We start from the raw sequence: 24,726 nt of genomic DNA, 5'->3' as shown, positions 1-24,726 counted from the left end.
GGCCCCTTCGCTCCGTGCCACGACTGAGGGCGTGCAGCGACCACGACGCCTACGGGGCCGTCGCACGCGCCGTGGCCACGTCCTCCTCTGCGTCGTCCTGCTCTTCGCCCTGCTCTGCCCGCCGCTTGGCGAGCAGGCTCGTCACGGTGACGAGCGTGAGGATGCCGACGATGACGCCGAGCGAGGCCAGCGTCGGGACGGTCGGGACCCAGGTCCAGATGCCGTGGGCCCAGTGGAGGACGAGCTTGACGCCGATGAACGCGAGGATCGCAGCGAGCCCGTGGCCGAGGTGCGCGAGCGAGCCGAGCGCGCCCTCGAGGACGAAGTACAGCGCGCGAAGACCCAGCAGCGCGAACGCGTTCGTCGCGAAGACGAGGTACGGGTCGCCGGTGATGCCGTAGACCGCGGGCACCGAGTCGACCGCGAAGACGATGTCGGTGCCGAGGATCGCGACCGTCACGAGCGCGAGTGGGGTGAGGGCGCGGCGCCCGGCCTGCGCGACCGTCATCCGGGTTCCGGCGTACTCCTCGGAGACGGGGAAGAACCGGCGCAACACCCGCACGCTGCGGATCGACCCGATGTCGACGGCGTGGTCGGCCCCGGACACCGCGTTGCGGCCGACCTTGACGGCGGTGAGCAGGAGGATCACCCCGAACAGCAGGAAGGTCCACGAGAACGAGGAGATGAGCTGGGCCCCGAGGGCGATGAAGATGCCACGCAGGACGAGGGCGCCGGCGACACCGATGAGGAGGACGCGCTGCTTCAGCTCGTCGGGCACGGCGAACGCCGCGAGCAGGAGCATGAAGACGAAGAGGTTGTCGACCGACAGCGACTTCTCGACGAGGTAGCCGGTGTAGTACTCGAGCCCGCGGTCGCCGCCGTACCGGGACCAGACGAAGACGCCGAACGCGACCGGGATCGCGACGTAGAACGAGGACCAGGCGACGGCCTCCCTCATCGAGACCGCGTGGGGCTTGCGGGTCAGGACGAAGTCGAGGGCGAAGAGCGCGAGGACGACCGCGATCGTGACGCCCCAGAGGACGGGCGTGCCGACCGTGTCGAGGGGGGCACCGGGCGGGGCAGCAGCCGACGGCGCGGTGACGGGCAGGGCGGAGAGCAGTGACATGACGGGCTCCTCAGGGCACGTGGAACGGTCCTGAGGTCTCCTTCACCGGTCCGGCCGGGCCGGGCGGCGTCGCGCCGGGACCACCACCAGGTGGTCGTACTGACCGGCACGAGCTTCGAGAAGTACTCCCCTCGTGGCATCCATCGTACGAAGGACGCGACCGGTTCCCGAATCGGTCTCGTCCGGGGCGTCGAACCTTGACACCGGAACCTTCGGTGGAGCACCCCGAAGTTCGGGGTGTCTCACCGAAGCTTCCGGCATCAGGCGGGAAAGTTGGGACCCGGGGGTGGGCGTCAGCGCTTGGTGGCCTCGAGTCGCGCGAGGGCCTCGTCGCGCTCGACGGCGTGGTCGACGATCCGCTCCGGGTAGCCGTGGGCGTACCCGTCGGCGTGCTCCCACGGCTCGTGGGCCGCCTTCCCGGGCAGGTGCGCGAGCTCGGGCACCCAGCGGCGCACGTAGTCGCCCTCGGGGTCGAAGCGCAGCCCCTGCGTCACCGGGTTGAACACGCGGAAGTAGGGCGAGGCGTCGGTGCCCGTGCCCGCGACCCACTGCCACCCGTGGTTGTTGGACGCGATGTCGCCGTCGACGAGGTGCTCGAGGAAGTGCCGCGCCCCGAGCGGCCACCACACGTGGAGGTCCTTGGTGAGGAAGCTCGCCGTGATCATGCGCACCCGGTTGTGCATCCACCCCTCGGCGAGCAGCTGGCGCATCCCCGCGTCGACGACGGGGTAGCCGGTCTGCCCGGTGCGCCACGCCTCGACCGCGTCCTCGGGCTCCGAGTACCGCATCCGCGACATCTCGGGTCGGAGGTCCTCCCACGCCGTCCGCGGCTGGTGGTGGAGGACGTCCGCGTAGAACTCCCGCCAGGCCAGCTCGGTCTCGTACGTGTGCGCCCCCTCGCCCCGCTCGTCGTGGAGGTCGGCCAGCAGCGTGCGCGGGTGCACGACACCGAGCTTCAGGTACGGCGACAGCCGAGAGGTGCCGTCGAGGTCGGGCCGGTTCCGGTCGTCGGCGTAGTTCTCGAGCGCCCGCTCACGCCAGGCCCGCCAGCGGCGCAGCGCCGCCTCCTCCCCGGCCGGGGGCAGCTCGGGGAGGTCCGGCGCCGACAGCGCTGCGTCGAGGGCGGCCGTCGCCTCGGCGTCGTTGCGGGCGTTCCTGATCGGCAGGGACCTCGGGGTCGGCGCCGGGTCGGGCCACCCGTGCGCGCGCCAGGCCTTCGAGAACGGGGTGAACACCTTGTACGGGTCTCCGGACCCATTGACGACGAGCCCCGGCCCCACTGCGTAGGGAGTGCCGGTCTCGACCCAGTCGATGTCGCTCTCCCCCAACCGTTTCGCCACGACCTCGTCGCGGCGACGGCCGGCCGGGGTCGTCTCGCGGGTGACGTGCACCGAGGACGCCCCCACCCGCTGGGCCAGGGCCGGCACCACCCGGCGTGGGTCGCCGTGGAGCAGGGTGAGGGTGCCGTCGAGCGACTCGTCGAGCGCCCGGAGGTTGGCCGCGAGCCACGCCCGCCGGGCGGCCCCTCCCCCGGACCAGAGCTCGGGGTCGACGACGAAGGCGACGACGAGGTCCCCGTCACCCGCGGCGTCGCGGGCCGCGAGCAGCGCCGGGTGGTCGCGCCGCCGGAGGTCGCGGCGCAGCCAGAGGATCGAGGTCATCGGGCGCTCCTCACGAGAGCCGGTCGAGGACGGGGGGCAGGAGGAAGAGCATGCCGAGCGACCACGTGAGGTGGGTGATGGCCGGCCCGAGGATGCCGCCCGTCACCCGTCGCTGGAACGCGACGACCAGTCCGACGACGACGGCCGCGAGGACGAGGAGCGGGATGCCGGCGGTCGCCGTCACGAGCGCGTACACGACCGTGGTCACCGCGACCGCGTGCCGGCGGCCGACCCCCGCGTAGAGGGCCCCGCGGAAGTACAGCTCCTCGGCGATCCCGTTGACGACGGTGATGACGGTGACGAGCCCGAGCGACCCGACCCGGGCGTGGTCGAGCAGCTCCTGCACCGGGTCGCGGAGCACCGGCACCTGCGCGACGACGACCGCCCCGGCCATGAACAGCCCGAGCAGCAGGGCACCCAGGGCGAGGGACTGCACGACCGCCCGGCTCGAGCCCCGACCGGCGCGGGTGTGGGCCCGCCCCAGGTGGAGGGGTCCGGACAGCAGCGCCCCGACGGCCCACACCCCCGCGAGGGCGAACGTCGCCGCGTAGAACGTCGGGTCGCCGGGCTCGATCCGCAGGGCCCACGCGAGGACGGCCGCCCCGACGACGAGGGTCACCACGGAGACGACGCGCCGGCGCCGGAAGGCCCAGTCGGGCTCGGTGTGGTCACGCTCGACCGGCGTGACGAGCGCGGCACGGACGAAGGCGCGCAGCTCGGCGACGGGGTTCACCACGAGGCGCTCACCGCCCTCCGGGTCGCCCCGCCGTCACGAGCCGGCCCGCCGTCACGAGCCGCCCCCGGCCCACGCGGGGTCGGCGGCCGTGACCCGCGCGGGGTCGACGGTGCCGGGCTCGGGTCGGGGGTCGGCCCCGTCGCCGGCGATCGCGTCGGCGACGGCCCGGTCGAACGACAGCGCCCCGCCCTCGGGCTCGCCGACGTACCCCTCGAGGTCGTGCTCGGTGCGGACGACCTCGTGGAGCAGGCTCCCGACGAGCGGCTTGGCGACACCCGTGGGCACCGGCGTGACGAGGCCCACCCACTGGCTGGCCAGGTGCGGCGTCAGCACCGGGACGGTGACGATGCCGCGCGGCCGCAGCCCCGCGATCCGCGCGAACCGGGTGATCATCTCGCGGTAGGTGAGGACGTCCGGCCCACCGATGTCGAAGGTCCGGTTGACGTCCGGCGGCAGGTCGGCGGCCCCGACGAGGAGGTGGAGGACGTCGCGGATGGCGATCGGCTGGATCCGGTTGTCGAGCCACTTGGGGGTGACCATGACGGGCAGGCGAGTCGTGAGGTGCCGCAGCATCTCGAACGACGCCGACCCCGACCCGAGGATGACCGCCGCCTGCAGCACCGCGGTCGGGACGCCGCTCGCCATCAACAGGTCGCCGACCTCGACCCGCGAGGCGAGGTGGTCGCTCAGCGGCCCGTCGTCGGGGTGCAGCCCGGACAGGTAGACGATCCGGCCGACCTCGGCCTCGAAGGCCGCGACCCCGAAGGTGCGCGCGAGCTCGCGGTCGCGTTCGACGAAGCCACCCTCGCCGTCCATCGAGTGGAGGAGGTAGTACGCGACGTCGACCCCCTCGAGCGCCTCGCGCAGGACGTCGCGCGAGGTGGCGTCGCCCTCGACGACCTCGACCTCCGGCCGCCACCACCGCTCGGCGACCTTGGCCTCGTCGCGCGTGAGGACCCGCACCTGCCACCCCTCGTCGACGAGGCGGGGGACGAGTCGTGAGCCGATGTAGCCGGTGACTCCGGTGACGAGGGCGCGGCGGGGTTGGCTCACAGACGGTCCAGGGCCTGCTTCAGCTGCGCGCCCGTGTCGTTGCCCAGCTTCTCGAGGAACGGCTTGAGGATCGGCGCGGCGTACTTCGCCAGCCCCGTGAACGAGAAGTCGGCGCGGTAGGTGACGGTGGACCCGCCATCCGGCCCGGGGGTCACGGTGATCGTGTCGTGGCTCGTCGTCGTGTCGTTGCGACCGACGATGACGAAGCGCGGCTGGGCGACCTCCTGCGTCGTGTACTCGAGCTCGACCTCGTTGCCCATGAAGCGGGAGACGTTGCGGTACACCGTTCCCGGGCCCCCGTCACCGGAGACCAGGTCGCACGAGACGGTTCCGGAGTCCCAGTCGGTCGCGTTGGTGAAGTCGACGAGGTACGGGAACACGACGTCCGGGGCGGTGGTCGTCGTGACGGTCCGTTCGACGGTGGTCATCGGGCCTCCTTGCGGGCCAGTCGGATCTGTGCGACATCGAGGTAGTGCGTCGCGAACCCCGCTTCACAGTAGGCGAGGTAGAACTCCCACATGCGGCGGAAGGTCTCGTCGAACCCGAGGGTGCGGATCTCCGGCCACCGGTTGTCGAAGGTCTCCCGCCAGCGGCGGAGGGTCTCTGCGTAGTCGGTGCCGAACGCGTGGACGCGCTCCACGCGCAGCGACGTGGCGTCGCGGGTGACCTCGTGGATCGCCTGCATCGACGGGATGAGGCCACCGGGGAAGATGTACTTCTGGATCCAGCCGAACGAGCCGCGCGTCGCGAGCAGGCGGTGGTGCTCCATGAGGATGGCCTGGATGGCCACCGCGCCTCCGGGTGCGAGGACGTCGTCGATCTTCTGGAAGTAGGTTCCCCAGTACTCCTCGCCCACGGCCTCGATCATCTCGACGCTGACGACGGCGTCGAACCGGCCGGTGACCTCGCGGTAGTCCTGGAGGAGGACCTCGACCCGGTCGGCGACACCGGCGGCGGCGATCCGCTCCATCGCGAGCGCCCGCTGCTCGGCGGAGAGGGTCACGGAGACGACGGTCGCGCCGCGCCGGGCGGCCCGGATGGCGAGCTCGCCCCAGCCGGTGCCGATCTCCAGGACGCGGCTGCCCTCGCGCACCGACGCGGCGTCGAGGACGGACTCGACCTTGCGGACCTGTGCCTCGTGGAGGTCCTGGTCGGCGAGCGGGCGGGCGGGGTCGAAGATCGCCGAGCTGTACGACATCGAGGGGTCGAGGAAGGCCGCGAAGAGGTCGTTGCTCAGGTCGTAGTGGGCGCTGATGTTCGAGCGCGAGCCCTCGAGGGTGTTGCGCTGCCACCGGGGGATGGCGCGGTCGACGACGGCCCGCATCGACAGCAGCGGCCGCGGGACGAGGCGGCCCATCCGGGCGGCGAAGGGCATGAGGGCCCGGGCGAGGTCGGTGCCGGGGGCGGCGCGCCAGTCGCCGGCCATGTAGGCCTCGCCGAGTCCGATCTTCGGGTGGGCCTCGAGGCGGCGGTACAGCGCACCGGGACGGACGACGTCGAGGACCGGCGAGCCGGGGCCGCCACCGCCGACCTCGGTGCCGTCGGGGTAGCGCAGCCGCACGTCCATCCCCGCGACCGTGGCGTGGACGATCCGGCGGGCGACGGACCCACGGGTCAGCACGCGGGACAGGCCGAGCGTCGGGGTCAGCTCGAGCCGGGGGGCTTCGGTGGTCATCTCACACTCTCCAGCGAGGTGGCGGGACGGGGACGGACCGGGAGGCGGCGCAGCCACAGCCAGATGCCGTGCACCCGGATGAGCCCGCTCACCCGCTGTGTCATCAGCGGGTGTCGCAGCACCGTGCGCACGACGGCCGGCGTGGTGGCCGGCTCCGGCACCCCGGTGACCGAGGCGGTCACGAGGGGTTCGGCACCGACGAGCAGGCGGATGGCGACCCCGACCCTGCCGGGCGCGAGGTGGAAGCGGATGGCGTAGTCGCCCTCGACGTCGTTGAACGGCGAGACGTAGAACTCCTTGGCCGTGTCCGCGCGACCGGTGGCGTCGGGTCGCAGCACGTAGGCGTGCCGGCCGCCGTAGGTGTTGTGGACCTCGACGAGGACGGCCCGCAGGGCGCCGTCGGCGCCGAAGCACCAGAAGGCGCTCATCGGGTCGAAGGTGTGCCCGAGGACACGGGCGTTGGCGAGCATGACGATGCGGGTGACCTCGTCCGCGGCGATGCCCTCGCGCTCGAGGACGCGCAGCACGTTGGCGCGCAGCGCGCCCGTCCCCGGGTTCCCCGACAGGTGGTCCTCGCCGCGGAAGGTCGCCAGGGGCTGCAGCCACCGCGGCAGGCGCGGCAGGTCGTCGAGGTCGACGAGCCACTGGTAGTGGCGGTGGGTGAAGGCGTGCCGCACCGGCCGGTGGCGCGTGTGGTGGACCCGGCCCACGACGAGCGCCGGCAGGTCGGGCAGGTCGGCGACGGTGGTCACCAGGTGACCCCGAAGGCCGCGGCCGCCTCGACCCCCGACCGGCAGCCGTCCTCGTGGAACCCCCAGCCGTGGTACGCCCCGGCGAACGCCGTCGTGTCCGTGGCCAGCCCGGCCAGGCGGCGTTGGGCGCGCACGGCCGCGAGGTCGTACAGCGGGTGGCGGTACTCCATCGTGGCGACGACGCTCCGGGGGTCGATGCGCTCCGTGGCGTTGAGGGTCACGAAGAAGGGCTCCGCGGCCGGCAGCCCCTGGAGGCGGTTCATCCAGTACGTGACGACGGCGCCCTTCGCGGGGTCGGTGCCGACGAGGTAGTTCCAGGACGAGCGGGCCAGGCGGGCGCGCGGCATCAGGGACCCGTCGCGGTGCAGGACGGCCTCGTTGCTCGTGTACCTGAACGCGCCGAGGACCTCCTTCTCCCCCGGCGAGGGGTCGGCGAGGAGCGCGAGCGCGTCGTCGGCGTGGCAGGCGAGGACGACGCGGTCGAAGCGCTCGACGGTGCCCGAGCGGGTGCGGACCTCGACGCCGTCGAGCGCCCGCAGCACCGAGGTGACCGGGTCGCCCGACCGCACGTCGCGCAGCCGGGCCGCGAGGAGGTCGACGTAGGTGCGCGAGCCGCCGACGACGGTCATCCACTGGGGGGAGTCGCCCACGGAGAGCATCCCGTGGTGGTCGAGGAACTGGAAGAGGTAGCGGGCCGGGTAGCCGAGCGCCTCCTCGCCGCCGCTGGACCAGACGCAGGCGACGAGCGGAACCGCGTAGAGCCGGGTGAACGACTCGGGGAACCCGCCGTCCCGGATGAAGTCGCCGTAGGTCGTCGTGTCCTCGTCGGTCGTCTCGTCGAGGAAGGTGCGCGCGAGGACGTGGAAGCGGCGCACCGAGCGGAGCATCCCGACGTACTCGCTGTCGAGCAGCTGGCGTGGCCGGGCGACGAAGCCCTTGAGGCCGCGTCCGCCGGCGTACTCGGTGCCGGTCGCCTCGTCGCGGATGCTCATCGACATCTCGGTGTCGCGCGCCTCGACGCCGAGCTCGCCGAAGAGCCGTCGCAGCAGCGGGTAGGTGCGGTCGTTGTGGACGATGAACCCGCTGTCGACCCGCAGCTCCCCGACGGCCGTCTCGACCGTGTGGGTGTGCGCGTGCCCGCCGAGGCGCTGGTCGGCCTCGAGGAGGGTGACGTCGAAGGACCTGCTGAGGACGTGGGCGGCGGTGAGCCCGGAGACCCCCGCGCCGACGACGGCCACCCGCTCGCGGCGGGCGTCCTGTCGTGCGGCACCGTCCGGGGCGAGAGGTGGCATGGCCATGACCGTAGAACCCTCCGACCAGCGTCGTCAAATGTTTGTCAAATCTCCGTCACCGGGTTACGGTGGCTGTCGTGAGAGGTTCGGTCCCACCCACGATGCGGATTGGGGAGCTGGCGGCCCGCGTCGGCGTCAGCACCCACGTCCTGCGCGCCTGGGAGAGCCGGTACGGGCTGCTCAAGCCGATCCGGTCAGCAGGCGGCTACCGCCTCTACGGCCCCGAGGACGAGCGCCGGGTCCGCGAGGTCGTCGCGCTGCGCGACCAGGGGGTCAGCGCGGTCGAGGCGTCCCGGCGCGTGCTGGCCGCCGAGCGCGCCGGTGTCAGCGCCCTCGACCCGTCCCCGGGCGACGAGCGCGGGCACGCGGCGCCCCGGGCATCCGGTGAGGAGGTCACCGGTGACCCCGGCTCGGCCCCGTCGAGCCTGCGGGCCGACCCCCCGATGCTCGTCGCCCAGCTGCTCGACGCCGTCACCGCCCTCGACGAGGACCGCGCCCACGCCGTCCTCGACACCGCCTTCCTCGAGCGCTCGGTCGAGAGCGCGATCATCGACGTCACCCTCCCGCTCCTGCGCCGCATCGGCGAGATGTGGGAGCTCGGACGCATCGGTGTCGCCCAGGAGCACTTCGCGAGCAGCCTCCTGCGCCGGCGGCTCGGGGCGCTGTCCCTGACGTGGGGCGTGGGGTCCGGACCGGTGGCGGTGTTGGCCTGTCCCCCGGGGGAGTTCCACGACATCGTGCTGCTCGGCTTCGGGGTCCTGCTCGGTCGGGCGGGGTGGCGGATCCGCTACCTCGGTCCGGACACGCCGGTCCACTCCCTCGCCGGCGCGGCCCGCATCGCCCAGGCCGACGCCGTCATCCTCGCCTGCCGCCGTCCGTCGGGGTTCCGCGCCCACGGCGCGGCGCTGCGGCGCCTCGGCGAGCAGTACCCGCTGTGGCTGGCCGGGCGGGGGGCGACGCCGCGCGTCCTCGAGGAGGTCGGCGTCGGCCTCCTCGGCCCCGACCTGCTCGCCGCCGTCGCCGAGCTGACTGCCTCCGCCCGCGAGCGGCGGTCCCGCCGCGAGGCGACGGGCGCCGACCGGGCATCCGGGGACCACGCCGGCGCCGAACCGCCCACTGCCTGAGACCACCCGTTCGACCGCCACTCGCTCGAACGCACTCGCTCGACCTGGTTCTTTCGACCCACCGCCCGCCCGGCAGGAGGCCGCCCCATGACGCTGACCCACGACCGCCCGACCCCCGCAACCACCGACTCCGACGCTCCGGTGAGCCCGCCGCCCGGTGGGGTGGCCCCGAGGATCGAGGCCGCGCTGCACCCGCTGCTGCGCGGGCCGCTCCCGGTGCGCCTCCGGGCCTGGGACGGGTCGGAGGCCGGACCGGAGGACGCCACCGTCGTCGAGGTCCGCACGCCGCAGGCCCTGACCCGGCTGCTGTGGCACCCGGGCGAGCTCGGCGCGGCGCAGGCGTACGTCACGGGCGAGCTCGAGGTGCACGGCGACATCGGCGGCACGCTCGACCTCGTGCGGGCCACGGTCGCCGAGCGTGACCTCCCGCCGTTGACACCCGCGAGGGTCGCCCGCCTCCTCCCCGACCTCGTGCGCCTCGCCCGCGAGACCGGGGCGCTCGCCCGGCGGCCGGCCCCGCCGGCGACGCAGGCCGTCATCAAGGGGCGCCTGCACTCCCTCGCGCGGGACCGGGCGTCGATCAGCCACCACTACGACCTGTCGAACGACTTCTACGAGCTGCTCCTCGACGACCACATGGCCTACTCCAGCGCGTACTTCGCCGACGGGCCGGACATGGCGCTCGAGGACGCGCAGGCCGCGAAGCTCGACCTCGTGTGCCGCAAGGTCGGCCTGCGCGAGGGGATGCGCTTCCTCGACGTCGGGTGCGGGTGGGGGTCGCTGTCGCTGTACGCCGCGGAGCACTTCGGGGCGCAGGTCACCGGCGTGACGATCGCGGCCGAGCAGAAGGCCTTCATCGACCGCCGGATCGCCGAGCGCGGGCTCGGCGACCGGGTGCGGATCGAGCTGCGCGACTACCGCGAGATCGGCTCCGGCCCGTACGACGCCGTCGCCTCGCTCGAGATGGGCGAGCACGTGGGTGAGAAGAACTACGCGACGTACGCCGAGGTGCTGCACCGCTGCGTGCGCCCCGGTGGCTACGTCCTCGTGCAGCAGATGTCGCGCTTCGCCGGCCACCACCCCGGCGGCGGGCCGTTCATCGAGTCCTTCATCGCCCCGGACATGACGATGCGCCCGGTCGGGGAGACCCTCGGGTTCCTGCAGGGCGCCGGGTTCGAGGTCCGCGGGGTCCACGCGCTGCGGGAGCACTACGTGTGGACCGTCGACGCCTGGCACCGCACCCTCGAGGAGCGCTGGGCCGAGGTCGTCGACCTCATCGGCGAGGAGGCGGCGCGGGTCTGGCGGCTCTACCTCGTCGGCGGCTCGCAGGCGTTCCGGGACGGGCGGATGGGGGTCGACCAGCTCCTGCTCCGGCGCCCCGGCGGCCCGGCGGTCGTGTCCGACCCCGCGCGCTGATGGGCGGCACCCTCCTGGCCGTCTGCCTCGCGTCGCTGGCGACCGCGGCCGTCGCCATGGGGGTGACGGCCGTCGTCGCCCGCCGCCTCGGTCGGGTGGCGGTCGTCGACGTCGCGTGGGGGCTCGTGTTCGTCGCGATCGCCTGGGTGGCCCACCTCGTCGGGACCGGCTCCGTGCGCTCGCTGCTGCTCGCCGTGCTCGTCACCGCGTGGGGCGGGCGGCTGGCGTGGCACATCCGGCGGCGGGCCGTCGGCGCCGGTGAGGACCCGCGCTACGAGAAGCTGCTGTCGGAGGCGCCCGAGGGGCGGCGGTTCGCGTTCGCCGTGCGCAAGGTGTTCCTCGTCCAGGGCCTCGCGGCGTGGTTCGTCTCGCTGCCGCTCCAGGTGGCCGCGGCGACCGACCGCCCGCTGGGCTGGGTCGCGGCGCTCGGGGTGCTCGTCGTCGTCGTCGGCGTGACCTTCGAGGCGGTCGGTGACGCTCAGCTCGCGGCGTTCAAGCGCGACCCGGCGAACAGGGGGAGGGTCATGGACCGCGGGCTGTGGGCATGGACCCGACACCCGAACTACTTCGGCGACTCGGCGGTCTGGTGGGGCCTGTTCGTCGTCGCGGCGGAGGCCTGGCCCGGCGTCCTGACGGTGCTCTCGCCGGTCGTCATGACGTACTTCCTCGCCTTCGCCACCGGGGCCCGGCTGCTGGAGTCGGAGATGGCGAAGCGCCCCGGCTACCCCGAGTACATGGCGCGGACGAGCATGTTCGTCCCACTCCCCCCTCGGAAGCGCGCCCGCCGGCCCTGACGCACGCGGGCGGCACACGCGCCCGGGCGGGTCCCCTGTCCGCGGACTACGCTTTGCTCCCCCACACGAGGCAAAGCGGGCCGCCTCCCCACGCGACGCAGCCACTTTCACCCCACCACACGAAGCACAGCGCGCTGCCTCCCCACGCGACGCAGCCACCTTCGCCCCACCACACGAAGCACAGCGCACTGCTCCCCCGGGGGAGGCAAAGCGTACTGAGCGCACACACCCGTACGCGACGGCAGCCGGGCGACGTGGCCAGGCGCCGTCGTCAGCCCACGATGAGCATGGCGGTCAGCCGGGCTGGTCGTCGACCGTGGCGTCGTCGGGGTTGGGGTTGACCGATGCGATGCGGTTGACGGGCGCCGCCTCCCACCGTTCAGCCGCCGATGGCCTGCGCCACCCCGTGGATGACGAGCCCCGCCAGCGCGCCCACGACCGTGCCGTTGATCCTGATGAACTGCAGGTCGCGACCCACGTGCAGCTCGATCCGCTCGGCGGCCTCCTTGCCGTCCCACCGGTCGACCGTGACCGAGATGACCTCGGCGAGCTCGTGGCCGTAGGTGTTGACGAAGAACGAGACCGCCTCTCCCAGACGGGCCTCCAGCCGCCCCCGCCACGCCTCGTCCTCGACGAGGTGGCGCCCCAGGTGCTCGAGCAGCTCGTCGCCGCGGGTGTGGAAGTAGGAGGTGTCGTCGTCCATCGCCACCGTGAGCGCCGCCCGGAACGAGCGCCACAGCCCCACTGCGGTCTCCGGTACCTGGGGGTGGGTCAGCAGCCGCTCCTTGAGGGCCTCGGCCCGCGCCATCACCTCCTCCTCCTCCTGGAGGTCGGTCGCGAGCCGGGCGAGCAGGTCGTCGAACGCCTGCCGCGCCGGGTGGTGGGGGTCGTCGGCGATGTCGCGCACCCAGGCGAGGACCTGCTGGTAGGTCCATCCGATGACGCGCTCGTCGAGCCAGGGCGGGCTCCACCACGGGGCGCGGTCGCCGAGGACGGCCGCGTAGGTTCCCGGGTTGGCGCCCAGCCACGCGTGGAGCTCTTCGAGGGCGAGGTCCACGACGCCGTGGTGGGTCCGGTCGGCCACGACGTCGGCGAGCAGCGCCCCCGCGATCGGGGCGGCGGGCTCGCGCACGAGCCGCGGCACGAGGAAGTCCTCGACGATCGAGCGCACCTCCTCGTCGGAGAGCCGCCCGAGCCCGGCCCGGGCCACCCGCACGACTTCGGTCATCACCCGGCGCCGGTGGGCGGGCGACCCGAGCCACTCCCCGACCCGCTGCCCGACGCGGGCCGCGGCCAGCCGCTCACGGGCGATCTCCTCGGTGAGGAAGTTCTCGGTGACGAACTCCTGCAGGTTGCGCCCGATCTCGTTCTTGCGTTTGGGGATGATCGCCGTGTGCGGCACCGGGAGCCCGAGGGGGTGCCGGAACAGCGCGGTCACGGCGAACCAGTCGGCGAGCGCCCCGACCATCGCCGCCTCCGCCGCCGTGTTGACGTACCCCCAGACCCCGTCGTGCGGCAGGCGCAGCGTCACGACGAACATGACCGCCGCGAGGAGGAGCAGGGAGAGCGCGAGCAGCCGCATCCGCCGCAGGCCCGCGCGACGGGCCTCGTCGGCAGGGGAGGGCGCCATGAGACTCACCCGCCGATCCTCCCCCATCAGGCCTCGGCCGACCCGCGGCGGCGCGCCTACGCTGGGTGCGTGCGCTTCCTCAACGACCTCCGGCCGCAGCTCGACCTCACCTACGACGACGTGTTCATGGTCCCGAACCGGTCGACGGTGACGAGCCGCCTCGACGTCGACCTCGCGACGGTCGACGGCAGCGGCACGACGATCCCCCTCGTCGTCGCCAACATGACGGCCATCGCCGGGCGCCGGATGGCCGAGACGACGGCCCGCCGCGGCGCGCTCACGGTCATCCCGCAGGACATCCCGGTCGAGATCGTCCGCGACGTCATCGCCTGGCAGAAGAGCCGCCACCTCGTCTATGACACCCCCATCACGCTGTCGCCGACGATGACCGTCGGCGAGGCGCTCGTCCTGCTCCACAAGCGCGCCCACGGCGCCGCGGTGGTCCTCGAGGGCGAACGACCGGTGGGCCTGGTCACGGAGACCGACCTCACCGGGGTCGACCGGTTCACCCAGCTCGAGGACGTCATGGTCCGCGAGATGGTCACCCTCCCCGACGGCGTCGACGTCGAGGACGCGTTCGACACCCTCAGCCACGCCCGCCGCCGCCTGGCGCCGGTCGTCGCCGAGGACGGACGCGTCGTCGGCATCCTCACGCGGTCCGGGGCCCTGCGCGCCCACCTCTACTCCCCCGCGACCGACGCCGACGGCGACCTGCGGATCGCGGCGGCCGTCGGCATCAACGGCGACGTCGCCGCGAAGGCCAAGGAGCTGCTCGAGGCCGGAGCCGACACGCTCGTCATCGACACCGCCCACGGCCACCAGGAGAAGATGCTCGACGCCCTGCGGGCGGTCCGCGGCCTGGACCCGCAGGTCCCCGTCGTCGCCGGCAACGTCGTCTCCGCCGCCGGTGTGCGCGACCTCGTCGAGGCCGGCGCCGACATCGTCAAGGTCGGAGTGGGTCCCGGCGCGATGTGCACGACCCGGATGATGACCGCGGTCGGCCGCCCGCAGTTCTCGGCCGTCCTCGAGTGCGCCTCTGCCGCAAGGGAGCTCGGCAAGCACGTCTGGGCCGACGGCGGGGTGCGCCACCCGCGCGACGTCGCTCTCGCCCTCGCCGCCGGCGCCTCCAACGTCATGATCGGCTCGTGGTTCGCCGGGACGCTCGAGTCGCCCGGGGACCTCTACACCGACGAGAAGGGCCGCCAGTACAAGGAGTCGTTCGGGATGGCGTCGAGCCGCGCCGTCCGCAACCGCACCGCCACCGACTCGGCGTACGACCGCGCCCGCAAGGCCATGTTCGAGGAGGGCATCAGCACCGCCCGGATGTACGTCGACCCGGCCCGCCCGAGCGTCGAGGACGTCATCGACGAGATCGTCGCGGGCCTGCGCAGCTCGTGCACCTACGCCGGCGCTCGCACCCTCGAGGAGTTCCACGAGAAGGCGACCGTCGGGCTGCAGAGCACCGCCGGTTTCGCCGAGGGCCGCCCGCTCCACACCTCTTGGTGAGTCCCCACTTTCCCGCCTGATGCCGGAACCTTCGGTGGGGCACCCCGAAGCTCGGGGTGCCCCACCGAACCTTTCGGCATCAGGCGGGAAAGTTGAGGCGGGGGGGGTGGGGGTCGCCGGGGTGGGTTGGCAGGATGGCGCCATGCCCTACGACGTCGATGCCGTCCGCGCCCGCTTCCCCGCGCTCGCCGAGGGCGCGGCCCACTTCGACGGCCCGGGCGGCAGCCAGGTCCCCGACGTCGTCGGCCGCGCCGTCGCCGACACCCTGACGAGCGCCATCAGCAACCGGGGGACCGTCACGCCGTCCGAGCGACGGGCGGAGGCGGTCGTCACCGACGCCCGGAACGCGCTCGGCGACCTCCTCGGAGCGGACCCGCGCGGGATCGTGTTCGGGCGCAGCGCGACCCAGCTGACGTACGACCTGTCCCGGGCGCTCGCCAAGCAGTGGGGTCCCGGCGACGAGGTCGTCGTCACGCGCCTCGACCACGACTCGAACATCCGCCCCTGGGTCCAGGCCGCCGAGGCCGTGGGCGCCACCGTCCGCTGGGTCGACTTCGACCCGGTGACCGGTGAGCTGTCGGCGGAGGCCGTCGCCGACGTCCTCAGCGAGCGCACCCGGCTCGTCGCGACGACCGCCGCGTCCAACCTCATCGGCACCCGACCACCGGTGTGCCGCATCGCCGACCTCGCGCACGAGGTGGGGGCGCTGCACTGGGTCGACGGGGTCCACGCCACGGCCCACGCGTCGGTCGACCTCCCGGCCCTGCGGGCCGACGTGTGGACGTGCTCGCCCTACAAGTTCCTCGGGCCCCACTGCGGCGTGGTGGCGGCCTCCCCCGAGCTCCTCGAGGGCCTCCACCCCGACAAGCTGCTGCCCTCCACCGACGCCGTCCCCGAGCGGTTCGAGCTCGGCACCCTCCCGTACGAGCTGCTCGCCGGCTCGACGGCCGCGGTCGACTTCCTCGCCGCCCTCGCCGACACCGACGCCCTGGGCGAGCCCGGTCACCCCCTCCCGGACGCCGGCCACGACACGCGGCGCGAACGGTTGGTCGCCGGGATGAAGGCGCTGCACGCCCACGAGCAGGCCCTCCTCGACGTCCTCGAGCCGGCCCTGCGCGACCTGCCCGGGGTCACGGTCCACAGCAACGCGGCGAAGCGGACCCCGACCCTGCTGTTCTCCGTCGACGGGCGCGACCCGCAGGAGGTCCGCAGCGCCCTCGCCGAGCGCGGCGTCAACGCCCCGGCGGGCAACTTCTACGCCATCGAGTGCTCGCGGCACCTCGGCCTGGGGGACGCGGGCGCCGTGCGCGTCGGCCTGGCCCCCTACTCCTCGCAGGACGACGTCGCCCGCCTCCTCGACGGCCTGCGCGAGGTCACCCGGTGAGCCCGGCCCCTGCGACGCGCCACGACCCGGTCCTCGTGACCGGCTGCTCGACCGGGATCGGACGCGCCACGGCCGAGGCGCTCCTCGACTCGGGCCACACCGTCTGGGCCACGGCCCGGCGCCCCGAGACCCTGGCCGACCTCGCCGCGCGCGGCGCCCGGACCACCGCGCTCGACGTCACCGACGAGGCCTCGATGACGGCAGCCGTCGCCGAGGTGGTGGACGCCCACGGCCGGGTCGGCGCGCTCGTCAACAACGCCGGCTACGGCGAGTACGGCGCCGTCGAGGAGGTCGACCTCGACAAGGTGCGCGCGATGTTCGAGACGAACGTCTTCGGGCTCGCCCGGATGTGCCAGCTCGTCCTGCCCTCGATGCGAGCGTCCGGGTCCGGCCGCATCGTCAACATCGGCTCCATGGGTGGGCGCTTCACCTTCCCGCTGGGCGGCTACTACCACGCGACGAAGTACGCGGTCGAGGCGCTGAGCGATGCCCTTCGGGTGGAGGTTCGAGGCTTCGGCATCGATGTCGTCCTCGTCGAACCTGGCGTCACGAGAAGCGAGTTCATCGGTACCGCTGGCAGCTCTGACGGACTCGGCGACGCCGACGGCTCGCCCTATGCGTCCATGCGCGACTCCGTCGGCCGCACGAACGCCGAGGCCTACGACAACCGGATGATGTCCGCCTCCTCCTCGAGCGTGGCCGGCGTCGTCGTCAAGGCCGTGGAGGCCGCCCGGCCCCGGGCCCGCTACCTCCTGACCCCGGGCGCGCGCGTCATGGCCGTCACGCGGACCGTGGCGGGAGACCGCGGCTGGGACGCCCTCATGGCCCGGCGGTTCGGTCTCTGATGGTCGCCCTGCTCGAGCCGCTCGAGGCGCCGGTCCACCCCATCGAGGCGCTGCGGCGCATCGCCTTCCTCCTCGAGCGCACGCGCGCCGGCACGTACCGGGTCGAGGCGTTCCGCAACGCGGTGAAGACGCTCAAGACGGTCCCCGTCGAGGAGGTCGAGGAACGAGCGGCCGCGGGCTCCCTCCAGGAGCTGCCCGGCATCGGGAAGTCGACGAGCGGTGTCATCGAGGAGGCGGTGAACGGCGAGGTGCCCGCGTACCTCGCGACGCTGCAGGAGAGGTCGGGCGGCGCCCTCGTCGACGGTGGCGAGGAGCTCTACGCGGCGCTGCGGGGCGACTGCCACCTGCACAGCGACTGGAGTGACGGCGGCAGCCCGATCGACGAGATGGTCCTCACCGCGATCGAGCTCGGCCACGACTGGATGGTCCTCACCGACCACAGCCCACAGCTGCGCGTTGCGAACGGCCTCACCGTCGAACGGCTCACGAAGCAGCTGGCCGTCGTCGACGCCGTGAACCGGTCCGTCGGAGAACGCTTCCGGCTCCTCAAGGGGATCGAGGTCGACATCCTCGACGACGGCTCGCTCGACCAGACCGACGCGATGCTCGCGAAGCTCGACCTCGTCACGGCGTCGGTCCACAGCAAGCTGAGGATGAACCGCGCCCCGATGACGAGCCGCATGGTCGCGGCGGTGTCGAACCCACGCGTCAACGTCCTCGGGCACTGCACGGGCCGGCTCGTCGAGGGCTCCCGCGGCACCCGGGCACAGTCCGAGTTCGACGCCCGCGCCGTCTTCGAGGCCTGCGCCGAGCACGACACCGCGGTCGAGATCAACAGCCGGCCCGAGCGCCGCGACCCTCCTGACGAGCTGATCCGCCTCGCCCTCGACATCGGCTGCCTGTTCTCGGTCGACTCCGACGCGCACGCTCCGGGGCAGCTCGACATGAAGGCGTACGGGTGCGAACGCGCCGAGCGCCTCGGCGTCCCATGGGACCGGATCGTCACCACGTGGGACGCCGACCGCGTCCTCGCGTGGGCGAACCAGGGACGGTGAGCGCGGTGGCGCGGGTGACGACGGCGATGGACGGGCTCCTGCGGGTCGACCCCTCGTCCGGGGAGGCGCCCTTCGAGCAGGTCCGCCACCAGCTCGCCGAGGCGGTCGGCGACGGTCGCCTCCCCCCGGGGGCGAGGCTGCCGACCATCCGCGGGCTCGCCGGCGAGCTCGGCCTCGCGGTCAACACCGTGGCCCGGGCCTACCGCGAGCTCGAGGCCGCCGGGCTCGTCCTCACCCGGCGCCGGCTGGGCACGGTGGTCTCGGCGGAGGCGGCCACGGAGCCTGCCGCGACCGTCGCCCTCCGGCTCGCCGCCGCCGACTACGCCCGGGCCGCGCGGGCCGCCGACTGCACCGAGTCGGAGGCCGTGGGACTCGTCCGCGACGCCTTCCGACGACTGTCCTGAGCAGGTCCGGGCCCCGTTTTGGTGGCCGCGGCGTTGTCCCCTATGCTTTCGGAGTCCTCGACGGATCCGAGCGCCGGGTTGCTGACGAAGAGGGTCCGAGGAGATCGGGTCCCCATCGTCTAGCGGCCCAGGACCCCGCCCTTTCACGGCGGTAGCACGGGTTCGAATCCCGTTGGGGATACGCACCAGGTCTTGCACCACACAAGGCCCCGTAGCGCAGTTGGTTAGCGCGCCGCCCTGTCACGGCGGAGGTCGCGGGTTCGAGTCCCGTCGGGGTCGCTCCTTCATGGAAGGGCCGGTTCGCCGGCCCTTTCGGGCAAGGTCCGGCCAGGTAGCTCAGTTGGTACGAGCGTCCGACTGAAAATCGGAAGGTCGGCGGTTCGACCCCGCCCCTGGCCACCACCCGTCGCCGCAGGTCACCCGACCTGCGGCGATTCGCGTCCCGGCACGACGGGTGGCCGGTGAGGGCCGATGACGTCCTGGACGAGGTTGGCTCCTCGGGTCGGGCCTCACAGCCCCCTCATCCGCAGCGCCGCCTGTGTGCGGTCCCGGACCTGGAGCTTCGCGAGCACGTTCGAGACGTGGTTCTGCACGGTCTTGAGGCTGAGCCCGAGCGCTCGGGCGATCTCGGCGTTCGACGACCCCTCGGCCAGGAGCGCGAGCACCTCCGACTCCCGCGGCGTGAGGGCGACCGGTGGTCGCGTCCGGTCATGGCCGGTGCCGCGGCCCGTCACGGTGCCACCGGCGGCCACGGTCCGGATCGCCGCGAGGACCTCCTGCTGGCCGGCCTCCTTGAGCAGGTAGCCGCTCGCGCCGACCCGCAGCGCCGAGGTCACGCTCGCCTGGTCGGCCTGCATCGTCAGGACGAGAACCCTGCAGTCGGGTCGCTCCGCGAGGATGCGTCGGGTGGCCTCCAGCCCTGGCATCCCGGGCAGGTTGAGATCCATCAGCACGACATCGGGACGGGTCTGCGACGCCATCGCCACGGCAGTGGCGCCGTCTCCCGCGGACCCGACCGTCACGATGTCCGCGACGGTCCCCAGGAGTCCGACGAGGCCGTCGCGGAAGAGCGGGTGGTCGTCGACGACGAGAACCCGCGTCACGGTGCACCTCCGGTACCCAGCGGAAGCCGGAGCAGCACCCGCGTGCCCCTCGACAGGCGGCTCACCTCGACGCTCCCACCGATCTCGCCCGCGCGCTCGCTCATGCTGCGCAGGCCAAGCCCCCGGGACCGGCCGGGGTCCTCCGACTCGACGGCTCCTCGGCCGTCGTCGGTCACCTCGAGGGCGAGCAGGCCACCAGAGACGGTCGCAGCCACCCGACAGCTCGTGGCCCCGGCATGCCGGACGACGTTCGTCAGCGCCTCCTGGGCGACCCGGAACGCCACGACCTCGACGGCTGCGGGGAGGGAGGGTCGAGCGGCAGGCAGATCGAGGGCGAGGTCCAGTCCCGCACCGCCGACCAGCTCGTGGCCCAGCTCGGCGACTGCGACGAAGAGGCCGAGGTCGTCGAGGGCGGGTGGCCGCAGCCCGTCGACGATCCGCCGCACCTCGACGACGGTCCCTCGCAGCCCGGCCTGGAGCAGGTCGAGCCGGGCGTCGACCTCCTGCCCGGACCGGGCCAGGTTCGTGATCGTGTCGACCTGGAAGCCGAGGCCCGCGAGAGCCGGTCCGAGTCCGTCGTGCAGGTCGCGCCTCAGCCGGCGGCGCTCGTGCTCGCGGGCGGCGACGAGGCGCTCCTGCGCCGCCCGTAGCTCCTCGACGAGCCCGGTGGTGTGCACCACCCCGCCCACCTGCCGCGCCACGTCGGCCAGCAGGCGGTTCTCGTGCTCGCGCAGGGCTCGACCGCTCCAGTGGAGGGCGCCGACCTCGCGTCCGTAGGCCGTGAGTGCGAGCCGTCGTGGGTCGGCACCCGGGCTCCCGCTCGCGGCGAGCGTGCGGCCGCTCCGGTCGGCGATCCGGACGTGGTCCAGCTCCATGCCGTCCGCGAGCTCGTCGGTGAGCGTGCGGAGGAGCGCGGGTCCGTCCGCGGCGTCGGCCAGGCGTCGACCCGTGTCGGCCAGCACCTCTGCGGGTGCGGCCCACCGGCCGTAGGTGAGCCGGTTCGCTCCCCTCTGGAGCGAGTCGCGCAGCGGGGCGAAGGCCACCGCGACCACGCCGGTGGCCACCCAGGGAAGCCACCGTGCCTCCTGCTCGGCGAGCAACGCCCCCACGCCGCCGACGACCAGCGCGTAGAGCCCGGCGAGCGCGACCGAGAGCCCGACCCACGTCACCGACCTGCTGAGCGCGACGTGGACGTCGTAGAGGCGACGCTGGAAGAGGGCGAACGCGACGGCCACCGGGACGGGCACCATGACCAGGGCGAACATCCACGGTCGCGCCCAGGGTGTGGCGACCACGGGAAGCAGGAGGAGCGGGAGGGCGAAGGCGGTCACGAAGACGAGCACGCGCTGGCGCTCCCAGTCGTCTCCGCGGCGCCATCGACGCACCATGGCGATGACGGCGAGCACGAGGCAGAGGAAGGCCAGGGCCAGGGCGCTCACGGCCATGAGGTCAGCGGCCAGACCCCACCTGCCCCGCAGCCCGATCGGGTTGTCGACCTCGCCGAGCCGGGCGTCCAGGGGCACCGGGGCCAGGACCGACCCCAGGACGAGCAGGACGACGGACAGCACGCTCAGCCGCGCCGCGCGTCTGGGTGGCCGTCCGTCCGGGAACAGGAGGGGCAGCCCGACGACGAGCGCGACCCATCCGACCCCCCTGACAGCCGTCCCGGCCACGCCCGCGAGGACCGCCGCCTCGCCGCTCCCGGAGGTGCGGACCGCCAGGGCGATCAGCGCCTCACCGGCTCCCCAGGCCGCCGCGCCGACGAGCATGAGGCGACCCACCCCGTGGCCCGGCCTCGCGAGCACGACGACCGTGCCGACGAGGGCGTAGCTCGCCACGACGGCGACGATCGACACGTCGTCGAAGAGGCCCCGACCGCTGGCCCCCACGAGCGCCGGGACCAGAGCGCAGGCGACGGTGAGGGCAGCACCGAGCGACGTCAGGGCTGCCCTCACCGGTCGCATGACTCACCTCGGCTCAAGACTGCACGAGCAGGGCCGGCTCCGCGGTCGTTCCCGCGGATTCCACGCGCGGTCCGCGACGGAGGAGGACGACGGCGGTGCCGACGAACCACACGAGCCAGACGAGCGTGCCGATGTCCTGCCACTCCACGGCCGTCAGCGGGGGCGAGGCGAAGAGGGTCAGGGCCGTGACGACCCCGAAGCCCCCGACCCACTTCACGTGCACGCCGTCCGAGATCGCCGACAGGGCGACGCCCAGGGTCGCCCCACCGAGCAGGAACGCGCTCAGGAAGTGGGCGAACAGCCGGATGTTGTTGATGGCGAACGCGGTGTCCGTGTCGAGGCCGCTCTGTGCCCCGTACATCGCCGCCGCACCGGCCGGGAACCCGACCGCCATGACGACGGCGACGTAGGCGAGGCCGCACCCGAGTGCGCTCCATGACGCCCAGCGACCTGCCTCGCTCCGGGTGCCGAAGCACCGGGCCAGCATGACGAGCACGGGGACGAGCAGGACGAAGCCGAACGCCTCGAGCAGCCCGCCGGTGAACGACCGGGTGAGGTTGCCCGCGACGTAGGAGTCCTCGATCCCCTGGACGCCGTCCGCGAACAGCGGGCCCTGCTGGAGCCAGAGGCCCGCGAAGATGAGCAGGACGTGGGTGAGTGCGAGGGCCCCGGCGGTTCGCCGGAGTGGGACGGGGACGTGCGACATGGTGCGCTCCTCGGGTGGGGCCACGACCGCCGGTCGGCTGTGGCGTCCCTCGAGGATCGCGACGGTGTGGCGCGGTGGCACGGGCCACCTTCCCGGAACACCCGGGAAGTCCTCCCGGTCGACGTCCGAGCCCCGCGGCCCGGGCTCAACAGGAGGCGGCAGCAGCACCCGAACCGAGCTGGAGCAGCTGCGGCGTCGTGGGGGTGCAGCAGCCGGGCGCGGTGTCGCCGGACTCGTCGAACAGGCCTGCGCCGCCGCAGACACCCGTCTCGGGAAGGGTCAGCTCGACGCGCGCGGCCGCCTCGTGGTCACCGGCGATCGCGGCGACAACCGAGCGCACCTGCTCGAAGCCCGTCATCGCGAGGAAGGTCGGGGCGCGCCCGTAGGACTTCATCCCGACGAGGTAGACGCCCGGCTCGCCGTCGTGGGACAGCTCGGCGACGCCGTGGGGGTACACGGTGCCGCAGGAGTGGACGTTGGGGTCGATGAGCGGGGCCAGGCGGACCGGCGCCTCGAGGCGCCCGTCGAGGTCGAGCCGCAGCTCGCCGAGGATCGTGTGGTCGGGCCGGAACCCGGTGAGTCCCACGACCTCGTCGAGGCCCGCGACGACGTCACCGTCCTCGCTGCGCAAAGCCACGCTGCTCCCGACGAGCTCGACCGCGGCCGTGCGGAACCCGGTGACGACCCGGACGTGGCCGGCCTCGACCGCGCGCCGCGCCCGCTGCCCGAGGGCCCCGCGCGCGGGGAGCTCGTCGGCCTCACCGCCCCCGAAGGCGTCACCGATGCCGCCGCGGCGCAGCACCCACACGACCTCGGTCCCGGGAACCCGCTCGGCGAGCGCCGCCAGGGCGACGATGGCGGTCAGGGCCGAGTGACCTGCTCCGACCACGGCCGTGGTGCGGCCGCTGTAGCGCGCGACGTCGGCGGGGTCATCGACGTCCGGGACCCGGTAGGCGATGCGCTCGGCCGCAGCGCGCTCACCGTCGGCCGGGTAGCCGTCGCCGCCGATCGGGTTGGGCCGCAGGAACGTTCCGGAGGCGTCGAGGACCGCCGCTGCGGTGACGCGGGTCGGTCCGCCGTCCTCGGCCTCGACGTGCACGGTGAACGGCTGGTCGGCGCGGCCCGAGTCGACGACGCGGTCGCGGCCCCGCCGGGCGACGCCGGTGACCGTGGCCCGGTACCGGACCCGGTCGCCGAGGGCGTCGGCGAGCGGCTGGAGGTAGGAGTCGGCCCACTCCGCGCCGGTCGGGTAGCCGTCGGGGTCGGGCGCGACCCATCCGGCCTGCTCGAGGAGGCGACGCGCGGCTGGGTCGACGAGCTCGGACCAGGGCGAGAACAGCCGCACGTGCCCCCACTGCCGGACGGCGGCGCCCGCGCGAGGACCGCGTTCGAGGACGAGGACGTCGAGCCCACGCTCGACGAGGTTGGCGGCGGCGGCCAGGCCGGTCGGTCCGGCGCCGATGACGACGACCGGGTGCGTCGTCTCCACGATGGCGGCGGTCATGGGGTGCTCCTTGGTTCGATGAACGTCGATGTGTGGACATCTTGCTCGTGGATATCGACAGATGTCAAGATAGACCCATGTCGAACTCCTTGACCCTCGAGCGGGCCTCCGCGCCGGTCCCGGACGTGGGCTGCTGCCCGCCGCTGACGCGGAAGGCCCTCAGCGCCGACCAGGCCGAGACCGCGGCGGTGGTGTTCAAGGCGCTCGGCGACCCCGTGCGGCTGCGGATCTTCTCGATGATCGCCTCCTCCCCCGGCGGCGAGCTGTGCGTGTGCGACGTCCTCGACGTCGGTGTCTCGCAGCCCACGGTGAGCCACCACCTGCGCAAGCTGCGCGAGGCCGGTCTCGTCACGAGCCGCAAGGACGGCACGTGGGTGCACTACCGCGTGGCCCCGGAGGTCCTCGCGGCGACGGCCGCCCTCCTCGAGTCCCCGGCCTGAGAACCGCCGTCGTGGCCACCCCATCGACCCGGGAGTCGGTCCACGACGAGCTCGAGCGCGTTCGCCGCCGCTTCCACGACCTCGTGGACGGCGCCACACCCGCCGACCTGCGCCGGGGCTCGGACGGCACCCGCTGGACCAACGGGCAGCTGCTGTTCCACATGCTGCTCGGCTTCTTCGTCGTACGGAGCCTGCTGCCCCTCGTCCGCTTCCTCGGCCGTCGCCCCGCCGGCGCCGGGCGCGCCTTCGCCGCGGTCCTGGACGCGGGAACCCGACCGTTCCACGCCGTCAACCACCTCGGCGCCTGCGGTGGGGCACTCGTGCTGCGGGGTCCGCGCCTCCTGCGACAGGCCGACCGCACCATCGCCGGGCTGCACCGCGCCCTCGACCGCGAGACCGAGGCCACCCTGGCGCTGCACATGCCGTTCCCCCAGGGGTGGGACCCCTACTTCACGGACCACATGAGCGTGCTCGACGTCTACCACTACGGGACGGTGCACTTCGAGCACCACGAGCGCCAGCTGACGCTCGGGGCGCCCACCTGAGGGCGCCGCCG

Annotated in this window: 23 protein-coding genes and 3 tRNA genes; 13 read left to right on the top strand and 13 right to left on the bottom strand. The window is 73.5% G+C overall.

The window, feature by feature from the left end; genetic code table 11:
* Positions 1-49: 49 nt before the first annotated feature.
* The 8 genes from ACK8HX_RS07475 to ACK8HX_RS07440 form a co-directional block, all read right to left on the bottom strand.
* A complete protein-coding gene (locus ACK8HX_RS07475; RefSeq protein ID WP_411940048.1) occupies positions 50-1,126 on the bottom strand; it encodes a TerC/Alx family metal homeostasis membrane protein in 1,077 nt (358 codons plus the stop codon).
* 293 nt (positions 1,127-1,419) lie between these two features.
* Positions 1,420-2,787 carry a cryptochrome/photolyase family protein gene (locus tag ACK8HX_RS07470; protein WP_411940047.1) on the bottom strand — a complete coding sequence of 456 codons (1,368 nt, stop codon included), beginning with the start codon at positions 2,785-2,787 and terminating at the stop codon, positions 1,420-1,422.
* A 10-nt stretch (positions 2,788-2,797) separates the two neighbouring features.
* Complete coding sequence (locus tag ACK8HX_RS07465) at positions 2,798-3,523, bottom strand: CPBP family glutamic-type intramembrane protease (RefSeq protein ID WP_411940046.1); 726 nt, start codon at positions 3,521-3,523, stop codon at positions 2,798-2,800.
* A 51-nt stretch (positions 3,524-3,574) separates the two neighbouring features.
* The gene (locus tag ACK8HX_RS07460) at positions 3,575-4,576 is read right to left on the bottom strand and encodes an NAD(P)H-binding protein (protein ID WP_411940045.1); all 1,002 of its coding nucleotides are present in this window, start codon (positions 4,574-4,576) and stop codon (positions 3,575-3,577) included.
* The gene (locus tag ACK8HX_RS07455) at positions 4,573-5,004 is read right to left on the bottom strand and encodes an SRPBCC family protein (RefSeq protein ID WP_411940044.1); all 432 of its coding nucleotides are present in this window, start codon (positions 5,002-5,004) and stop codon (positions 4,573-4,575) included. The genes ACK8HX_RS07460 and ACK8HX_RS07455 overlap by 4 nt, the downstream gene beginning before the upstream one ends.
* Positions 5,001-6,251: a class I SAM-dependent methyltransferase gene (locus ACK8HX_RS07450; RefSeq protein WP_411940043.1), complete on the bottom strand. Its 1,251-nt coding sequence runs from the start codon at positions 6,249-6,251 to the stop codon at positions 5,001-5,003. The genes ACK8HX_RS07455 and ACK8HX_RS07450 overlap by 4 nt, the downstream gene beginning before the upstream one ends.
* Positions 6,248-7,003, bottom strand: coding sequence for a DUF1365 domain-containing protein (locus tag ACK8HX_RS07445; RefSeq protein WP_411940042.1), 756 nt, complete (start codon positions 7,001-7,003; stop codon positions 6,248-6,250). The genes ACK8HX_RS07450 and ACK8HX_RS07445 overlap by 4 nt, the downstream gene beginning before the upstream one ends.
* Positions 7,000-8,295 carry an NAD(P)/FAD-dependent oxidoreductase gene (locus tag ACK8HX_RS07440; protein ID WP_411940041.1) on the bottom strand — a complete coding sequence of 432 codons (1,296 nt, stop codon included), beginning with the start codon at positions 8,293-8,295 and terminating at the stop codon, positions 7,000-7,002. Before ACK8HX_RS07440 ends, ACK8HX_RS07445 begins: the two co-directional genes overlap by 4 nt.
* 101 nt (positions 8,296-8,396) lie before the next feature.
* Here ACK8HX_RS07440 and ACK8HX_RS07435 point away from each other — a divergent pair, with 101 nt between their 5' ends.
* From ACK8HX_RS07435 to ACK8HX_RS07425, 3 genes are all read left to right on the top strand, one after another.
* On the top strand, positions 8,397-9,419 hold the full coding sequence (locus tag ACK8HX_RS07435; protein WP_411940040.1) for a MerR family transcriptional regulator: 1,023 nt from the start codon (positions 8,397-8,399) through the stop codon (positions 9,417-9,419).
* A gap of 87 nt (positions 9,420-9,506) precedes the next feature.
* Positions 9,507-10,835: a class I SAM-dependent methyltransferase gene (locus ACK8HX_RS07430; protein ID WP_411940039.1), complete on the top strand. Its 1,329-nt coding sequence runs from the start codon at positions 9,507-9,509 to the stop codon at positions 10,833-10,835.
* The gene (locus tag ACK8HX_RS07425) at positions 10,835-11,629 is read left to right on the top strand and encodes a DUF1295 domain-containing protein (protein ID WP_411940038.1); all 795 of its coding nucleotides are present in this window, start codon (positions 10,835-10,837) and stop codon (positions 11,627-11,629) included. The genes ACK8HX_RS07430 and ACK8HX_RS07425 overlap by 1 nt, the downstream gene beginning before the upstream one ends.
* Positions 11,630-12,008: 379 nt before the next feature.
* Here ACK8HX_RS07425 and ACK8HX_RS07420 read toward each other — a convergent pair whose 3' ends face one another.
* Entirely contained in the window at positions 12,009-13,259 is a 1,251-nt protein-coding gene (locus tag ACK8HX_RS07420) for a DUF445 domain-containing protein (protein ID WP_411940336.1), read from the bottom strand.
* Between the two features lie 69 nt (positions 13,260-13,328).
* Here ACK8HX_RS07420 and ACK8HX_RS07415 point away from each other — a divergent pair, with 69 nt between their 5' ends.
* From ACK8HX_RS07415 to ACK8HX_RS07380, 8 genes are all read left to right on the top strand, one after another.
* Positions 13,329-14,765: a GuaB1 family IMP dehydrogenase-related protein gene (locus ACK8HX_RS07415; RefSeq protein WP_411940037.1), complete on the top strand. Its 1,437-nt coding sequence runs from the start codon at positions 13,329-13,331 to the stop codon at positions 14,763-14,765.
* 142 nt (positions 14,766-14,907) lie between these two features.
* Complete coding sequence (locus ACK8HX_RS07410) at positions 14,908-16,149, top strand: cysteine desulfurase-like protein (RefSeq protein ID WP_411940036.1); 1,242 nt, start codon at positions 14,908-14,910, stop codon at positions 16,147-16,149.
* Entirely contained in the window at positions 16,146-16,994 is an 849-nt protein-coding gene (locus ACK8HX_RS07405) for an oxidoreductase (RefSeq protein ID WP_411940035.1), read from the top strand. Before ACK8HX_RS07410 ends, ACK8HX_RS07405 begins: the two co-directional genes overlap by 4 nt.
* Positions 16,994-18,049, top strand: a complete 1,056-nt coding sequence (locus ACK8HX_RS07400) for a PHP domain-containing protein (protein WP_411940034.1) — start codon at positions 16,994-16,996, stop codon at positions 18,047-18,049. The genes ACK8HX_RS07405 and ACK8HX_RS07400 overlap by 1 nt, the downstream gene beginning before the upstream one ends.
* Before the next feature lie 5 nt (positions 18,050-18,054).
* Positions 18,055-18,453, top strand: a complete 399-nt coding sequence (locus tag ACK8HX_RS07395) for a GntR family transcriptional regulator (protein ID WP_411940033.1) — start codon at positions 18,055-18,057, stop codon at positions 18,451-18,453.
* Positions 18,454-18,561: 108 nt separating this feature from the next.
* Positions 18,562-18,634, top strand: a tRNA-Glu gene (locus ACK8HX_RS07390).
* A gap of 24 nt (positions 18,635-18,658) precedes the next feature.
* Positions 18,659-18,732 (top strand) — tRNA-Asp (locus ACK8HX_RS07385).
* Between the two features lie 46 nt (positions 18,733-18,778).
* Positions 18,779-18,855 (top strand) — tRNA-Phe (locus tag ACK8HX_RS07380).
* Between the two features lie 107 nt (positions 18,856-18,962).
* Here the strand turns inward: ACK8HX_RS07380 and ACK8HX_RS07375 are convergent.
* The 4 genes from ACK8HX_RS07375 to ACK8HX_RS07360 all read right to left on the bottom strand — a co-directional run bounded on the left by ACK8HX_RS07375 (position 18,963) and on the right by ACK8HX_RS07360 (position 23,730).
* The gene (locus tag ACK8HX_RS07375) at positions 18,963-19,556 is read right to left on the bottom strand and encodes a response regulator (RefSeq protein WP_411940032.1); all 594 of its coding nucleotides are present in this window, start codon (positions 19,554-19,556) and stop codon (positions 18,963-18,965) included.
* Positions 19,553-21,520, bottom strand: coding sequence for a histidine kinase (locus ACK8HX_RS07370; protein WP_411940031.1), 1,968 nt, complete (start codon positions 21,518-21,520; stop codon positions 19,553-19,555). The genes ACK8HX_RS07375 and ACK8HX_RS07370 overlap by 4 nt, the downstream gene beginning before the upstream one ends.
* 13 nt (positions 21,521-21,533) lie before the next feature.
* Complete coding sequence (locus ACK8HX_RS07365) at positions 21,534-22,226, bottom strand: hypothetical protein (RefSeq protein ID WP_411940030.1); 693 nt, start codon at positions 22,224-22,226, stop codon at positions 21,534-21,536.
* A gap of 145 nt (positions 22,227-22,371) precedes the next feature.
* Entirely contained in the window at positions 22,372-23,730 is a 1,359-nt protein-coding gene (locus tag ACK8HX_RS07360) for an FAD-dependent oxidoreductase (protein WP_411940029.1), read from the bottom strand.
* 77 nt (positions 23,731-23,807) lie between these two features.
* On the opposite strand from ACK8HX_RS07360, the gene ACK8HX_RS07355 reads away from it, so the two are divergent.
* Positions 23,808-24,170, top strand: coding sequence for an ArsR/SmtB family transcription factor (locus ACK8HX_RS07355; protein WP_411940028.1), 363 nt, complete (start codon positions 23,808-23,810; stop codon positions 24,168-24,170).
* Positions 24,171-24,181: 11 nt separating this feature from the next.
* On the top strand, positions 24,182-24,715 hold the full coding sequence (locus ACK8HX_RS07350) for a DinB family protein (RefSeq protein ID WP_411940027.1): 534 nt from the start codon (positions 24,182-24,184) through the stop codon (positions 24,713-24,715).
* Positions 24,716-24,726: the final 11 nt, after the last annotated feature.

Source organism: Oryzobacter faecalis, from assembly GCF_046764005.1.
Lineage (GTDB): Bacteria > Actinomycetota > Actinomycetes > Actinomycetales > Dermatophilaceae > Oryzobacter > Oryzobacter faecalis.
This window is presented reverse-complemented; position numbering and strand designations above follow the sequence as displayed.

What these genes read in the sequence shown, in the direction of transcription:
- ACK8HX_RS07475 (WP_411940048.1), bottom strand. Translation starts at nt 1,126, where the DNA reads ATGTCACTGCTCTCCGCCCTGCCCGTCACCGCGCCGTCGGCTGCTGCC.
- ACK8HX_RS07470 (WP_411940047.1), bottom strand. Translation starts at nt 2,787, where the DNA reads ATGACCTCGATCCTCTGGCTGCGCCGCGACCTCCGGCGGCGCGACCAC.
- ACK8HX_RS07455 (WP_411940044.1), bottom strand. Translation starts at nt 5,004, where the DNA reads ATGACCACCGTCGAACGGACCGTCACGACGACCACCGCCCCGGACGTC.
- ACK8HX_RS07450 (WP_411940043.1), bottom strand. Translation starts at nt 6,251, where the DNA reads ATGACCACCGAAGCCCCCCGGCTCGAGCTGACCCCGACGCTCGGCCTG.
- ACK8HX_RS07440 (WP_411940041.1), bottom strand. Translation starts at nt 8,295, where the DNA reads ATGCCACCTCTCGCCCCGGACGGTGCCGCACGACAGGACGCCCGCCGC.
- ACK8HX_RS07435 (WP_411940040.1), top strand. Translation starts at nt 8,397, where the DNA reads ATGCGGATTGGGGAGCTGGCGGCCCGCGTCGGCGTCAGCACCCACGTC.
- ACK8HX_RS07430 (WP_411940039.1), top strand. Translation starts at nt 9,507, where the DNA reads ATGACGCTGACCCACGACCGCCCGACCCCCGCAACCACCGACTCCGAC.
- ACK8HX_RS07425 (WP_411940038.1), top strand. Translation starts at nt 10,835, where the DNA reads ATGGGCGGCACCCTCCTGGCCGTCTGCCTCGCGTCGCTGGCGACCGCG.
- ACK8HX_RS07420 (WP_411940336.1), bottom strand. Translation starts at nt 13,259, where the DNA reads ATGGCGCCCTCCCCTGCCGACGAGGCCCGTCGCGCGGGCCTGCGGCGG.
- ACK8HX_RS07410 (WP_411940036.1), top strand. Translation starts at nt 14,908, where the DNA reads ATGCCCTACGACGTCGATGCCGTCCGCGCCCGCTTCCCCGCGCTCGCC.
- ACK8HX_RS07400 (WP_411940034.1), top strand. Translation starts at nt 16,994, where the DNA reads ATGGTCGCCCTGCTCGAGCCGCTCGAGGCGCCGGTCCACCCCATCGAG.
- ACK8HX_RS07370 (WP_411940031.1), bottom strand. Translation starts at nt 21,520, where the DNA reads ATGCGACCGGTGAGGGCAGCCCTGACGTCGCTCGGTGCTGCCCTCACC.
- ACK8HX_RS07365 (WP_411940030.1), bottom strand. Translation starts at nt 22,226, where the DNA reads ATGTCGCACGTCCCCGTCCCACTCCGGCGAACCGCCGGGGCCCTCGCA.
- ACK8HX_RS07360 (WP_411940029.1), bottom strand. Translation starts at nt 23,730, where the DNA reads ATGACCGCCGCCATCGTGGAGACGACGCACCCGGTCGTCGTCATCGGC.
- ACK8HX_RS07355 (WP_411940028.1), top strand. Translation starts at nt 23,808, where the DNA reads ATGTCGAACTCCTTGACCCTCGAGCGGGCCTCCGCGCCGGTCCCGGAC.